Source organism: Ochrobactrum sp. C6C9 (assembly GCF_022627935.1).
Lineage (GTDB): Bacteria > Pseudomonadota > Alphaproteobacteria > Rhizobiales > Rhizobiaceae > Brucella > Brucella teleogrylli.
In genome coordinates this window covers 82413-97137 of record NZ_JABXGB010000007.1, presented here as the reverse complement: position 1 = coordinate 97137, position 14725 = coordinate 82413, and the positions used below count along the sequence as shown (strand labels likewise).

Sequence of the window (14725 nt, the reverse complement as noted above, 5' to 3'; positions counted from 1 at the left end):
CTTACTTCTTCATCTGCTCCTTGAGAGCCAGCAGCTTGGCAAACGGCGAGTCGGGATCGATCCGTGCCGGACGTTCCTGTTCGAAACGCTTGTTGCCATTAGACGCGCCATAGGGGGCAGCGTGATCGCGCTTCGGCTGGCGATCACGACCGCCACCGTCACGCGGCTTGCCCTTGAAGCCTTCGCGCTTGCCCTGACCTTCGCCGTCATGGTTGTGGCGCTTGTTCTTGTCGAAACGCTTGCCGCCACGCGCATTTTGCTCGTCGCCGCCTTCGGACTTGCGCGCCTCGTTTTGCTGGCCGCGATTGTGCTGGCCACCATGACGCTGACGGTTGTTCTGGTCCTGATTGCGGCTACGACCTTCGAAACGGCCCTGACGCCACAGGAGAACCGGCTTCGGCTCTTCCGCAACCGCGTCACCGGCAGGTGCAGCGGCTTCAGCAGCAGGCGCTTCCGCCACAGGTGCGGTCTCTTCGGCCTTCACTTCAACAGCGACAACCGGCGCAGGCACCGGTTCCGCCGCAGGCACGGCAGGCTTTTCCGCTTCCGCTGCAACAGCAGAAACGGCAGCGCCTGCATCCTTGGCGGCAGCTTCGGCAGCGAACGCATCCAGTTCCGCAAGCTTGGCGGCAACATCGCCAGCTTCCATCGCCTCATGGCGATAGCCCAGGCTTTTCAGGATTTCTTCCATGTCTTCGGTGGTCGCACCGAGGATCGACATCATGGCAGGCGTGACGATGAAACGTCCGCCGTCATAAGCGCCATCCGGACGCGTACCCGAACCCGGACGCCAGGCCAGAGCCGGACGGATGAGATCGGCAAGACGCTCCAGAATATCGATGCGAACCGCACGACGGCCCAGCACACGATAGCCTGCCAGACGATAGAACATCGGATCGAAAGCCGGATCGACCACAACTGAGGTACGACCAGCGGCCAGAACATTGACCACATCGCCGTAACCGGCACGCTCGCGGCCATCGTTCTTCAAGGCCCAGAGCAGCGTGATGAGACCGGCGGGAGCCGGCTTCAGCAGCATGGGCATGAACACGTGATAGGCGCCGAAGCGCACGCCGAGGCGACGCAGTGCCGCACGCGAATCCTGATCGAGACCGCGCACTTCCTCCACCACCTCACGGCGCTGGAGAATGCCGAGATTCTCAACGATCTGGAAAGCGAGACCGCGCGTCATGCCGGTCAGCGCATCGGCGCCGGCCAGATCGGTCAGAGGCTTCAGAACGGTTTCGATGTGGTGAGCCACGAAACGATCGATGCGCGCAGCAACCTTGTCCCGTGCCGGACCGGTGAGCTGTTCGTCGGCAAGGATCACCGTGCGCGGCTTCATAATGTCGTCACCGGCGACCAAAGTTGCAACGGTTGCACCGACCCAGCGCAACACACCGTCCGAACCAAGTGCGAAGTCTCCGTTGGGAGCAGCCGCAAAGCGCTCCGCACGGCGATCGAACTCGGCGGCCAGCGCCTTTTGCGCAGCCGTCTTCACCGCCTTCGCGTCTGGCCCCTCGGCCTGGACGTCGGCGGTGAAACGGAATCCTTCCAGTTGCCCAACATTGTGGCCTTCGACACTCACGTCTCCGGCCGGGCTGATTTCTGCTTCAAGCATGGCATTCTCTCTCAGGCGCCTCATAAGCACGCTTGTCCTGCGGTCTACAAAGCGTTTCGTCAACCTTTCATGAAGCGCGTCGGACAATCTGTCCTCTATTTCGCGCGTCTTTTCCTGCCAGTGTGTCGGATCGGCAAGCCATCCGGGCCTGTGCGACACAAAAGTCCAGGTTCGAATTTGCGCCACGCGGTGCGACAGAGTGTCGATTTCCCCCTCTGTACTGTCGGCGCGGCGCACCTGTTCGCTCATATAATCTTCATCGACGCTCCCTCGGCGCACTAGATCCTGATAGATAGACGCAATGATATCGGCATGTTGTGCCGGTGCGATCTTACGATAATCCGGGAGTGCACAGGCATCCCACAAAAGTTCAATCCGCGCCGGTGTTGTCGCGAGGCGCACAATCTCTCCGTCTTTCGACAGATTTTCAAGCGCCTGCTGGTCGACAGCCGGCAAAGCCTTGGCCAGCCCCTCGACTGGTGCCGGTGTTTCCAGTGATCGGCGCAAGGCTTCAATCGACGAAAAGTCGAAACGCTCCGTGCGCCATTGCAGCACTTTCACCGGATCGAAATTATGCGCTTCCACCCGTTCGACCATCTCGTCGTCGAAGGGCTGCACCTGCCCCGTCACGCCAAATGTGCCATCGCGAAGATGACGACCGGCACGACCGGCAATCTGCCCCACTTCGGCTGGCGTCAGATCACGGAACTGATAGCCGTCGAATTTGCGGTTCTGCGCGAAGGCCACATGATCGACATCGAGATTGAGCCCCATGCCGATGGCATCGGTCGCGACCAGAAAGTCCACATCGCCGGACTGATAAAGCTCGACCTGCGCATTGCGTGTGCGCGGCGACAAAGCCCCCATGACCACCGCAGCCCCGCCGCGCTGGCGACGGATCAGCTCGGCAATGGCGTAAACCTCGTCGGCGGAAAAAGCGACGATGGCCGAACGGTTCGGCAAGCGCGTGATCTTTTTGGAACCGGCATAGGCCAGATGCGACAGGCGCGGACGCGTCACCACATTGATGCCGCGCAGGAGCTTTTCCAGAATGGCGCGCATGGTGGCGGCACCGAGCAGGAGTGTTTCCTGCCGTCCGCGCAGATGCAAAATGCGATCTGTGAAAATATGCCCGCGTTCCAGATCGCCCGCGAGTTGCACCTCGTCGATGGCGACGAATGCCACATCGGTGCGGCGCGGCATGGCTTCGACGGTGCAGACGGAATAACGCGCAGTGGGCGGGACGATCTTTTCCTCGCCCGTGACCAGCGCGACATTGGCGACGCCCACCCGCTCCACGACACGATTATAGACCTCACGCGCCAGAAGGCGCAGCGGCAGGCCAATCATGCCGCTGCCGTGCGACAGCATGCGCTCGATGGCGAGATGGGTTTTGCCTGTATTGGTCGGCCCCAGCACCGCAGTCACGTCGCGACCGCTCAAGCTCAGCGGCAAATCATGGGCAGGGCGTTGGTTCATGCCAATAATTGATTCCCGGTACAAGCACCCCAACATGCAACTGGGGTGCCGATTGTCGTGTGTTGCGATAGCACTATACGACCTTGGCCGAAAGCGCTCCTGTTAAGTTTAAGCCGCCCGAGTTTTTACAGAGGCAGCCTGACAGTTTTACCAAACGCCCGATTTTAACAAAGGGTCCAATTTAACGAATAGAACGACTCTGGAACGAATCGGCTACGAATCGCTGACTCTGATTCCTTCGCCTTTTGTTCACGGCAACATATGGTAACCGGATTGTCGATAGGCACCATATGCTGAGTCTCCCATGCGCAACGTCCTGACATAAACAGAACAAAACACCATCGCCGTTAACTTTTGACCAAAGCGCGTCAAGAGTGAGCGATGACAGTTTGAGCAGCTTAAAGAAAACTTAACAATTCCTAATAGTTGGTTATCGAAAATCAAGCCGCCAAAGCCGTTTTCATTAACCTTCAGGCCAAAGCCGGAACGAATCGGCGACGAATCGGTGATCGATCAATTTTCCCTCTTTGTTCTCACCGCATCTGGTAGGCTTTTGCCAAACCGCACCATATTGAAACATCAGCTGACGCAACGATACACCCTAAAACGAACAGAGAAGGCGTTTGGCGTTAACCTTTGAGCGGGTAATCCAAAACAGCCCTATCCCTCATTCGCTATCAAACCTGTGTTTGCGGACATAAAAAGGCAGGCTGCGGAAACCCACAGCCTGCCCCTAAGATAAAGCCTGATCGGTAAGTTGATCAGTCGCGCTCGACACACATGGCAACGCCCATGCCACCACCGATGCAGAGTGTCGCGAGACCGCGCTTGGCATCGCGGCGTTTCATTTCATAAAGCAGCGTGGTCAGCACCCGCGCGCCGGAAGCGCCAATTGGATGACCGATAGCAATTGCGCCGCCATTCACGTTGACGATTTCCGGGTTGAGACCCAGATCACGAACCACGGCGCAGGATTGCGCGGCGAAAGCTTCATTGGCTTCCACCAGTTCCAGATCGGCCACCGTCCAGCCAGCCTTTTCCAGCGCCTTGCGCGTGGCTGGGATCGGACCCGTACCCATGATCGAAGGATCGACGCCAGCCGTTGCCCAGGAAACGATGCGCGCCAGCGGCTTGACGCCACGCTTGCTTGCCTCCTCGGCTTCCATCAGCACGACTGCCGCAGCGCCGTCATTGAGGCCAGATGCATTGCCCGCCGTCACCGTGCCTTCCTTGTCGAAAGCTGGCTTCAGCTTGGTCAGCGCTTCGAGGGTCGCGCCCGGACGAATATATTCGTCGGATGAAACGACAACATCGCCCTTGCGCGTCTTGACGGTGAACGGGACGATTTCATCCTCGAACTTTCCGGCCTTCTGCGCCGCTTCCGCCTTCTGTTGGGACGCGAGCGCGAATTCATCCTGATCGGCGCGGGTCAGTTGCCACTGGCGCGCAATGTTTTCTGCGGTGATCCCCATGTGATAGCCATGAAACGCATCGGTCAGTCCGTCCTTGATCATGGTGTCGATCATTTTGAAATCGCCCATCTTCACGCCGCCGCGCAGATGCGCGCAATGCGGCGCCATGGACATCGATTCCTGACCGCCAGCGACGATAACTTTCGCATCGCCCGACTGAATCTGCTGCATGCCGAGCGCAACGGCGCGCAGGCCCGAGCCGCAAAGCTGGTTGATCGCAAAGCCCGTTGCTTCTTTCGGGCAGCCAGCCGCCATAGCAGCCTGACGCGCCGGGTTCTGCCCCTCGCCTGCCGTCAACACCTGTCCGAGAATGACTTCATCGACATCGTCAGCAGCAACGCCCGCCCGTTCGAGAGCCGCCTTGATGACCGTTGCGCCCAGCTCATGGGCGGGAACAGTGGCGAAAGCACCGTTGAAGGAGCCCACCGCCGTACGCGCGGCGCTGGCGATAACGATAGCTTTCGGATCGGTTGCGGCAGTCATGCTATTCCTCCGTGACAAACTGTTGCGACAGAGAAAAACCAAAAAGCGCGCCTTGGCAAGGACTACATCAAACCTTCAGCAAAGCGAAAAGCTGTTTCTCCGAAAAGGAGGTACTTTAGCGGATGCGGATCATCCGACAGGCGCTAAACTAGCTGCATTGAAACAGGAGAGTTCCCCATGGTCCAACTCACGCTCGATCAGGCCAATTCCATCATCGCGACGGCCTTTGCCAAGGCCGCCGAACTGAAGCTCAAGCCGCTGGCGGTCTCGGTTTTCGATGCTGGCGGCAATCTCAAGGCCTTTCAGCGTCAGGACGGCACGTCGATCCTGCGCTTCGAAATCGCATCCGGTAAGGCTTTCGGCGCTCTGGCGGTCGGAAGTGGTTCGCGCTGGCTGCACAATCAGGCCAAGGACCGCCCGCATTTTCTGGAAGGTCTTTCGGGCGTCTCCGGCGGCAGAATCGTGCCTGTGCCGGGCGGTGTCATCATCAAGAATAGCGATGGAGAAATTATCGGCGCTGTCGGTGTTTCAGGAGATACGTCCGACAATGACGAAGCTGTCGCGATCGCGGGTATAGAAAAGGCAGGCTTTGCTGCGGATGCAGGCTGAGCACAAAATGAGAAAGGCCGCGAAATACTCGCGGCCTTCACATCGCATCAGTTATCCCAGATTATTGAGCGCGAAATGCGTAATGGCCGTGGCGCCATCTTCGTCCAAATGCCCATTCAAACTGGGTGTATCTGACATATTCGTTGAATGAAATTCATTATAGCTCGCATTGTCGATTACATCGAACAGTGAAACGACGCAGCTGAATGAAATTCCAGAGTTTAAAATTGCAGATTTGAAATATTCTTCCATTTTCATAACCGATAAATTTATTAAATAAACAACATACAATTGATAATATTGACCGTAAATGCGGCTTAATTTTGTTTTTTTATCAAAAGGTAAAAGTAAATATTAACTATATTACGAACCTCAACAATTTTTCAAAAAAATCATAAAAGAAAACGCCGCTCCCGGTTTCCCGGAAACGGCGTTTTTGAAACCTGTCTGCTAGCCGCGGTAACCGCAGCGTCAGACCTATTCCTTAGCTTCGAGGACCTGACGGCCGCGATACATACCGCTCTTCAGATCGATATGATGCGGACGACGAAGTTCGCCCGAGTTCTTGTCCTCGACATAGGTCGGGGCCTTCAGAGCGTCAGCCGAACGGCGCATGCCGCGCTTCGACGGAGACGTTTTTCTTTTAGGTACTGCCATGGATCCAGCTCCACTGATCGGTCAATAAACGTCCGGCACGGCCCCGGTGGAGCCTGTCACAGCGGACAAAATTCCGGAAAGTCAGGTGCCTATACACGCTCTTGCGGGCTTTGACCAGCCGGAGTCTGATCTTTTTTTCATGACCGGCATTTATTGTACGCAGGTCACATAGGGGCCGGAGCGCACCGCGCGACCGGCAACGACCCGTGCGAGGCGCTGCATGTTGCGGGTCGGCTTGGCCGGATTGCGCAGCGCCGGATTGGGCAGCGTCACCGCGAGAAGGGCTGCCTGCTGCGCATTGAGCTTTGCCGCCGGTCGCTTGAAATAATGCTGGGCGGCGGCTTCGATGCCATAAATGCCCGGTCCCCATTCGGCGATATTCAGGTAAATCTCCATGATGCGCCGCTTCGACAGGATTGCATCGGCGGCCAGCGCCAGCGGAAATTCCAGCCCCTTGCGAATGAAGGAGCGTCCATTCCACAGGAAGAGGTTCTTCACCGTCTGCATGGTGATGGTGGAAGCACCCCGGCTTGGGCCGCCCTCATCATCCAGCACGATGCTCAGTTGATGCCAGTCCACGCCGCCATGGCTGCAAAACTGACCGTCTTCCGCCATCATGACCGAATTGATCAAATGCGGGGAAATATCGTCGATGCTCACCCATCGCCGGTCCACATCCTGCAACAGGACATAGTCCTTCACCATCAGCATCGAGACCGGGCGCACGAAGGGAACCGAATAGACAAGCAGGAGAAACAGGGGCAACACCGCCAGCACCACCAGAAAGCGGAAGGCGAGAACAATCCGGCGCCCCCACACGGGATCAGCCAGGTAATTGCGCCCGTTTTTGCTCTTGATGATGATTTTGGCCACGTCCACCGCCTGATGTACTCCCCCAGCGACATAAACCATTCTTTAATAATATAGAACCCGATTCCATAATCCTGCGTTGGAAACAAGCTGGAAACACAACGTTTGATGACCGTCTGATGAAAAAGCCTGTGCTGATCGATATGCCCAGTTGACCAAATTAGCGCTTTCGTCCATGCCGATCATCATGGAAAATGTGACTGTCGAATTCACCGATGCCCTCAACCGTCGCGCCCACGAAGTAGAGACGACGCTGATCGGGCTTCTTGACGAGCGCCTGCGCACCGGCGAGATCGCCCGACCGGAACGGCTGATCGCGGCCATGCGTCACGGTGTGCTGAATGGCGGCAAAAGACTGCGTCCGTTCCTCGTTGTGGAAAGTGCGGCCTTGTTCGGCAAGAGCGGCGATGCCGTCTTGCGGGTCGCGGCTGCACTGGAATGCATCCACTGCTATTCGCTTGTCCACGATGATCTTCCGGCCATGGACGACGATGATCTGCGCCGCGGCCAGCCGACAGTGCATAAGGCGTTTGATGAAGCGGCTGCGATTCTCGCGGGCGACAGCCTCCTCACCTACGCCTTCGACATTATTGCCGCTGACGAGACCGATCTCGATTCCTCCGTGCGCGTAAAACTGGTTTCCGCCCTTGCCCGCGCTTCCGGCCTTGGCGGAATGGCGGGCGGGCAGGCCCTCGATCTGATGGCCGAGACAAAAAAGCCAGACGAAGCCGGTATCATCACGCTTCAGGCGATGAAGACCGGCGCGCTGATCCGCTTTGCCTGCGAAGCAGGAGCCATCATCGCCGACGCCTCCTGCGAAGATCGCGAACGCATGGCGGAATTCGGTTCGGCCATTGGTCTCGCCTTCCAGCTTGCCGACGACCTTCTGGACGTGACGGCAGACGCCGCTGCAATGGGCAAGGCAACGGGCAAGGATGCGGCTGCTGGCAAGGCCACGCTTGTGGCGTTGCATGGCATCGACTGGACGCGCAAGCAATTGTCCGGCCTCGTCGCCCAGGCGGAAAGCCTGCTCGCGCCGTTCGGCAAGGATGCCGACATTCTCAAGCAGGCCGCGCGCTTCATCGCCGAACGCCAGAGCTGATACTCAGAGATCGTCCTCTCGAACCTTGATCAGAACGACATCATCGACGGAAAGTACGCGTCCATCCTGTGCGCGCACGTCGAGCTTTGCGATGTCGTGACCGGACACGCTGTCCACCAGCCGTGAATGCGGCTCCTCCGGCGTAAACAGATGCTTCTCGCCCCATTGCCGTAACGCGACGACCACTGGCAGAAGATCGCGCCCTTTCGCAGTCAACCGATATTCCTGATGCGCGCCGCCATTGGGATCAGGCACGCTTTCCAGAATGCCCTCGCCCGTCAGCTTGCGCAGACGCTCGGCCAGAATATTGCGCGCAATGCCCAGATTCTTCTGAAAGGCACTGAAGCGCGTCACATCGTCAAAGGCCTCGCGCACGATCAGCAGCGACCACCAGTCGCCGATCACATCCAGCGCCCGCGCACTGGGGCAATAGTCGCCCTTCAGGCTCTTCTTGCGAACCATCTCACTCCATCCATTCAATTTGGTTGCAATATAAAACTTATTTCGCTACAAGCAAAATGGTTTCATAATAAAACCAAAATTGCTGGAGCTCATCATGCAGATCTCTCCCGACGCGGCAGCGCAAACTGCCGCGAACAGTGACGCGCGCCCATCGCTATCCACCCCAACGCTTCTTCTATTTGCCATTGCGAGCGGTCTTGCCGTTGCCAATGTCTATTTTGCGCATCCGCTTCTGGATGTGATGGCGGACGATATAGGGCTAGACCGCTCCACGGCAGGACTGATCGTCGGTGCCAGCCAGATCGGCTACGGGCTGGGCCTGATCTTTCTGGTGCCGCTCGGCGATCTCTTCGACCGGCGCAAACTGATCGTCGCGCATTTTCTCCTGTCCTCGCTGACACTTGCCGCCGTAGGCATTGCCGGACAACCATCCTTGCTCTTTCTCGCGATGGCAGCGACCGGCCTTCTTGCCGTGGTGACACAGGCCCTCGTCGCCTATGCCGCAAGCCTTGCCGAACCGGCGCGGCGCGGCCATGTCGTGGGGATTGTGACCAGCGGTATCGTGCTTGGCATCTTGCTCGCCCGCGCGGTTGCAGGCGCGCTAACCGACCTTGGCGGCTGGCGCAGCGTCTATCTCAGTTCAGCGGTGATTACCTTGCTGATCGGCCTCATGCTCTGGTGCAGCCTGCCGCGCCAGACCCGACAAGCCGCAAGCGTTTCCTATCCGGCGCTGATCCTCTCGCTCGCAACCCTTTTCAAAGAGGAGCCCGTGCTGCGCATCCGCGCTATCATCGCCATGCTGATCTTTGCCGATATCACCACCCTGCTCGCACCGCTGGTAATGCCGCTGAGTGCACCGCCCTTTGAATTGAGCCATGCGGAGATCGGCCTCTTTGGCCTTGCGGGCGCCGCCGGAGCGCTGGCCGCCTCACGGGCCGGGAGTGCTGCGGATCGCGGCCATGCACAGCGCATGACCGGCGTAGCACTCACATTGATGCTGGTGGCGTGGGCGCCCATCGCCCTGCTCGGACAGTCTTTGCTGTGGCTGGTCGCGGGTGTGCTGATCATCGATTTCGGCCTGCAGGCGGTCCATGTGACCAATCAGGCCATGATCTATCGCGTGCGCCCGGATGCGCAGAACCGGCTGACCGCTGCCTATATGGTTTTCTATTCCATCGGCAGTGCGAGTGGCTCAGCGGTTTCAACCTGGGTCTATGCCCGTGCGGGCTGGAATGGCGTGTGCCTGCTTGGCGCAGGCATCAGCCTTGCCACGCTCGTCTTCTGGGCGGCAACACTAAAAACAACACCAGAAGCTGCGACGCGCGCAGTAACCTGCTCGGCTTAGCACTACAGTTGCAAATTCGTCAGGCCGTGGCGAAACGAGTGATTTTTGAGCACCGGAGCGGAGCGTACTTCAATGTACGTGAGCACCGGAGCGCAGGAAATTGCGCGTTGCAGACCGGCATCACGAAGAATGCAACTGTAGTGTTAATTCTGTCCGGCAGCCATCTTCTGCCCAAGGCCGAAACGGTTCTCGATATAATCGGCAACCATCTTCTGGAACTCTTCGGCAATGGCAGGGCCGCGCAAAGTGGTGACCTTCTTGCCATCGACAAACACCGGCGCGGACGGCGTTTCGCCCGTGCCGGGAAGAGAAATACCGATATCGGCATGTTTCGATTCGCCCGGGCCGTTGACGATACAGCCCATCACCGCGACCGATAGCGCTTCCACGCCTGGATATTTTTCACGCCAGACCGGCATGTTGCGGCGGATATCGTCCTGAATGGTCTGCGCCAGTTCCTGAAACACTGTCGATGTCGTGCGTCCGCAACCGGGACAGGCTGCGACAATCGGGATGAACTGGCGGAAGCCCATGGTCTGCAGAAGCTCCTGCGACACCTGCACTTCGCGGGTGCGGTCGCCGCCGGGTTCCGGCGTCAGCGAAATACGGATCGTGTCGCCGATGCCCTGCTGCAACAGGATGCCCATGGCAGCCGACGAGGCGACGATGCCCTTGGTGCCCATGCCAGCCTCGGTGAGCCCCAAATGCAGCGCATGATTGGAACGCTGCGCCAGCATCGTATAGACGGCGATCAGGTCCTGCACCTGACTGACCTTGGCCGACAGAATGATCTTGTCGCGACTGAGACCGATCTCTTCGGCCAGATTGGCGGAAATCAGCGCCGACTGCACGATGGCCTCGCGCATGACTTCCTGTGCGCTCAACGGCGCGCCCGCATCCTGATTGCGATCCATCAAGGTGGTCAGCAATTCCTGATCAAGCGAACCCCAGTTGACGCCGATACGCACCGGCTTGTCGTAGCGGATCGCCATTTCGACGATATCGGCGAACTGCTTGTCCTTCTTGTCCTTGAAACCGACATTACCCGGATTGATGCGATATTTCGCCAGCGCTTCCGCACAGGCCGGATGATCGGCAAGCAGCTTGTGGCCGATATAATGGAAATCGCCGACCAGCGGGACATTATGGCCGAGACGCTCCAGCCTTTCGCGGATTTTCGGCACGGCGGCAGCAGATTCGTCACGATCCACCGTAATGCGCACGATCTCGGAACCCGCGCGATGCAAGGCTGCGACCTGCGCGACGGTGGCGTCCACATCCGCCGTATCCGTATTGGTCATCGACTGCACGACAACCGGCGCGCTGCCGCCGACGACAACGCCGCCGACACTGACGCCCACCGATTGGCGACGAGGGAAAGGATGCGAGAAATAGCTGACGGTCTCGGAAGACATTTTGCTCTGTTCTTAACTGGGTCTGCACTTATGAGGATTTCGATCTATATAATCACTTGCCGACGCATTGTCGCCCTCTCATTATGCGCGCCATCATAAACGAGGATGCCAGACCATGACCGACGCAACTGCCCGCAAAACCGCTATTGTCACCGGCTCCAATTCAGGGATCGGCCTTGGCATCGCCCACGCATTGGCGGCTGCGGGACACAACGTTGTGATCAATTCCTTCACCGACCGCGACGAAGATCATGCGCTTGCCCGCATGCTGGGCGAGGAACATGGCGCAAGCGTGGTCTATATCGCAGCCGATATGTCGAAGGGCGACGACTGCCGCAAGCTGATCGCCGATAGCGTCAAGGCTTTCGGCAGCGCCGATATTCTGGTCAACAATGCGGGCATCCAGCATGTCGCCCCGGTGGAAGAATTCCCGACCGAGCAGTGGGACCGCATCATCGCGATCAACCTGACCTCCGCCTTCCATACATCCGCCGCCGCCATTCCGCATATGCGCGCGAGCGGCTGGGGACGCATCATCAATATTGCATCCGCCCACGGGCTGGTCGCCTCGCCGTTCAAGTCGGCCTATGTTGCGGCCAAGCATGGCATTGTCGGCTTTACCAAGACACTGGCGCTGGAACTGGCGACCGCGAAGATCACCGCCAATTCCATCTGTCCCGGCTATGTGCTGACGCCGCTTGTGGAGGCGCAGATTCCCGATCAGATGAAAGCGCACAACATGGATCGTGAAACGGTGATCCGCGAAGTGATGCTCGATAAACAGCCGACGAAGGAATTCGTCACCACCGCGCAGATCGGCGCGCTTGCCGCCTTTCTCGCCACCGATGCCGCTGCGCAGATCAATGGCGCGGCCCTGCCGGTCGAAGGCGGCTGGACCGCGGAATAAAAAGCATTTCCAGCAAAAGTGCGAAGCGGTTTTGCGCTGGATAATGCGTAAAAATAGAGACTAATGCTTCTGGTCGGCGTAGCGGGCGAGGCTGGAAAAGGCCAGCACAACAAGAAGCAGGACTGGCAGCGCGATAAACACCACGCCGAAACCGCTATGTTTGGCAACAAAGCCGATCAGCGACGGGGCCACCAGCATGCCGGAATAGCCAAGCGTGGTGGCAATCGACAGGCCGACGCTCGGATTCACGCCCGGCATGTTGCCGGCCATCGAAAAGGCTATCGGCACCATGTTGGAAATGCCGATGCCGCAGATGGCGAAACCGACCAGCGACACATAGGGATCGGTGGAAAAGCCGACGATCAGCATGCCGATAATAGCAATTGTCGTGCAGGCGCGCAGCGTCCGCACCGCACCGAAACGGTCGCGCACCAGATCGCCCGCAAAGCGCATCACCGCCATGGAAAAGGAGAAGGCCGCAAAGCCGAAACCCGCGAGCGTGACCGACGCGCCCAGATCCTGGCGCATGTGATAAGCGCTCCAGTCGATGATCGCGCCTTCCGGCACCATCGAGAACAGGGCCATCACACCCACCAGCCAGGGCAGCGGATTGCGCGGCAGGGTGAGCTTCTGCTTTTCGCCGCTTGAATGGTGGAACTTGTCGGCAATGATCGATGGCCACGCGACAGCAATCATTATCGCTGCAGCGATGGTCGCGACCAGCGCATGAACAGTCGAGCCGAACTGCGTGATGAGAAAGCCGCCTGTCGCTGCGCCGATAAGCCCGCCGAGGCTCCAGAATGCATGACAGGACGACATGATGGCGCGGCGCATGGATTTTTCCACGGCGACCGCATTGGCATTCATCGCCACATCCATCGCAGCCATGGTGCCACCGAAATAAAACATCACGATGACCGCTGTGACCACATTGGGCACCAGAGCGATGATCAGTAGCGCCGGAATAAAGGCCAGTGCGAAAATACGCACCACCGCGCCGGAACCGCGCTGCGCCGACAAGGCGCCTGCCACCGGCATCATGGCCAGCGAGCCGACGCCGAAGACGAGGATCATCAGCCCCATGCCTGCGCTATCCAGCCCAAGGCGTGCGGCGAATTCTGGAATTTTCGGAGCCCAGCCGCCAAAAATATAGCCGTTAGCCAGAAAGAGCAGCGCGACAGCGACACGCTCTTTGGTGATCATCGGCGCGCGCGACGGCGCGGTATCTTCCCGTCCGGAAACCTGTTCCATATGTCCCTCAGCCACGGCCTGTTGCCGCGCGTAATATATTCACGCCCGCCGCCACAAAAGGCGCGAGCAATTTCTCATCGGCATCCTGTTCAACAGCCATGACACCAATATCATCCAGCGAGACGACATCATGCGCTGCAACAGTGCCAAGCTTGTCATTGGTGATTGCCAGTACGACAGACCGGCTGCGGCTGGCAATGGTGCGCTTGAACTCGGCATCGTCCAGAAAAAGAGCCGTAACGCCGATTTCCGCCGCAACGCCGCAGGCACCCAGCACGCACAGATCAGGACGCACTGTTTCCGCATCGCGCAAGGCCCGCGCGCCCACCGCCGCACTGACACGGCGATCAATCGGCCCGCCGATCGTGATCACCTCTATTTTCGACGACTGAAGCAAAATAGCCGCAATCGACGGCGTATTGGTAACAACTGTGAGCGCCTCGCCGCGTTCCACCAGAAGCCGCGACAATGCCGTGTTGACCGAGGACGCGTCCAGAAACACCGTCATGCCCGGCTCAATCAGACCAAGCAGCACACCCGCCAGCGCCGCCTTGGCCGCCGTGCGTTCCCCGTCGCGCTCGGCCAGCGACAGCGATGACGGTGCAGCTTTCAGAGCGCCGCCGTAAACACGCTTGCAGAGACCGGCAGCCGCCATATCACGCAGATCGCGGCGTATCGTGTCTTCCGACACGCCAAAGCTCTCAGCCAACTCCGTCGCCAGCACGCGACCCGACTGCTGCAACAGGTCCTGAATACGCGCCTGTCTTTCGTGAAGCAAAAGCTCCGTCGCCACTTAATTCTCCCAACAAGCATAAACATGCATAAACCGGCACAAACATGCATATCAGAATTTGCACATACTGCAAGCGCAAACAAATGCCGCGCCTTTTGACAGGCGCGGCATGGGATTTCCGATGGTTTCACTGCTGCGAAAGCGACCGTTCGGTCTGACGGGCGCTACGCCTCCCCCTCATCCTGAGCCTGTCGAAGGACGAGGGCAGGCGCCGTGCATTTCCCTCGCCCTTCGAGACGCCGTTTTCAACGGCTCCTCA

General features: G+C 58.7%; 12 protein-coding genes. 4 read left to right on the top strand and 8 right to left on the bottom strand.

Features of this window, described 5'->3' with window-relative positions; genetic code table 11:
* Nucleotide 1: 1 nt before the first annotated feature.
* Complete coding sequence (locus HWD97_RS07530) at nucleotides 2-3100, bottom strand: helicase-related protein (protein ID WP_371834918.1); 3099 nt, start codon at nucleotides 3098-3100, stop codon at nucleotides 2-4.
* Between the two features lie 761 nt (nucleotides 3101-3861).
* On the bottom strand, nucleotides 3862-5055 hold the full coding sequence (locus HWD97_RS07525; protein ID WP_109369794.1) for an acetyl-CoA C-acetyltransferase: 1194 nt from the start codon (nucleotides 5053-5055) through the stop codon (nucleotides 3862-3864).
* A 177-nt stretch (nucleotides 5056-5232) separates the two neighbouring features.
* Here HWD97_RS07525 and HWD97_RS07520 point away from each other — a divergent pair, with 177 nt between their 5' ends.
* Nucleotides 5233-5664: a heme-binding protein gene (locus HWD97_RS07520; protein ID WP_109369795.1), complete on the top strand. Its 432-nt coding sequence runs from the start codon at nucleotides 5233-5235 to the stop codon at nucleotides 5662-5664.
* A gap of 477 nt (nucleotides 5665-6141) precedes the next feature.
* On the opposite strand, the gene rpmF is transcribed toward HWD97_RS07520, so the two are convergent.
* Complete coding sequence (rpmF, locus tag HWD97_RS07515) at nucleotides 6142-6321, bottom strand: 50S ribosomal protein L32 (protein ID WP_006467787.1); 180 nt, start codon at nucleotides 6319-6321, stop codon at nucleotides 6142-6144.
* 150 nt (nucleotides 6322-6471) lie between these two features.
* Nucleotides 6472-7194, bottom strand: coding sequence for a monofunctional biosynthetic peptidoglycan transglycosylase (gene mtgA, locus HWD97_RS07510; RefSeq protein ID WP_171318714.1), 723 nt, complete (start codon nucleotides 7192-7194; stop codon nucleotides 6472-6474).
* A 184-nt stretch (nucleotides 7195-7378) separates the two neighbouring features.
* Between mtgA and HWD97_RS07505 the strand changes: the two genes are divergently transcribed.
* Complete coding sequence (locus HWD97_RS07505; protein ID WP_109370316.1) at nucleotides 7379-8293, top strand: polyprenyl synthetase family protein; 915 nt, start codon at nucleotides 7379-7381, stop codon at nucleotides 8291-8293.
* A gap of 3 nt (nucleotides 8294-8296) precedes the next feature.
* Here HWD97_RS07505 and HWD97_RS07500 read toward each other — a convergent pair whose 3' ends face one another.
* Nucleotides 8297-8755 (bottom strand): helix-turn-helix domain-containing protein, encoded by a 459-nt coding sequence (locus tag HWD97_RS07500; protein WP_121538609.1) that lies wholly within the window; start codon nucleotides 8753-8755, stop codon nucleotides 8297-8299.
* Nucleotides 8756-8849: 94 nt separating this feature from the next.
* Between HWD97_RS07500 and HWD97_RS07495 the strand changes: the two genes are divergently transcribed.
* A complete protein-coding gene (locus HWD97_RS07495) occupies nucleotides 8850-10100 on the top strand; it encodes an MFS transporter (RefSeq protein WP_109370317.1) in 1251 nt (416 codons plus the stop codon).
* 143 nt (nucleotides 10101-10243) lie between these two features.
* Here the strand turns inward: HWD97_RS07495 and ispG are convergent, their stop codons facing one another.
* Nucleotides 10244-11515 carry a flavodoxin-dependent (E)-4-hydroxy-3-methylbut-2-enyl-diphosphate synthase gene (ispG, locus tag HWD97_RS07490; RefSeq protein WP_283735952.1) on the bottom strand — a complete coding sequence of 424 codons (1272 nt, stop codon included), beginning with the start codon at nucleotides 11513-11515 and terminating at the stop codon, nucleotides 10244-10246.
* Between the two features lie 115 nt (nucleotides 11516-11630).
* Here ispG and HWD97_RS07485 point away from each other — a divergent pair, with 115 nt between their 5' ends.
* Entirely contained in the window at nucleotides 11631-12422 is a 792-nt protein-coding gene (locus HWD97_RS07485; protein WP_109369800.1) for a 3-hydroxybutyrate dehydrogenase, read from the top strand.
* Between the two features lie 60 nt (nucleotides 12423-12482).
* Here HWD97_RS07485 and HWD97_RS07480 read toward each other — a convergent pair whose 3' ends face one another.
* Nucleotides 12483-13673, bottom strand: coding sequence for an MFS transporter (locus HWD97_RS07480; protein ID WP_371834932.1), 1191 nt, complete (start codon nucleotides 13671-13673; stop codon nucleotides 12483-12485).
* 7 nt (nucleotides 13674-13680) lie between these two features.
* Entirely contained in the window at nucleotides 13681-14466 is a 786-nt protein-coding gene (locus tag HWD97_RS07475; RefSeq protein ID WP_109369802.1) for a DeoR/GlpR family DNA-binding transcription regulator, read from the bottom strand.
* Between the last annotated feature and the right edge of the window lie 259 nt (nucleotides 14467-14725).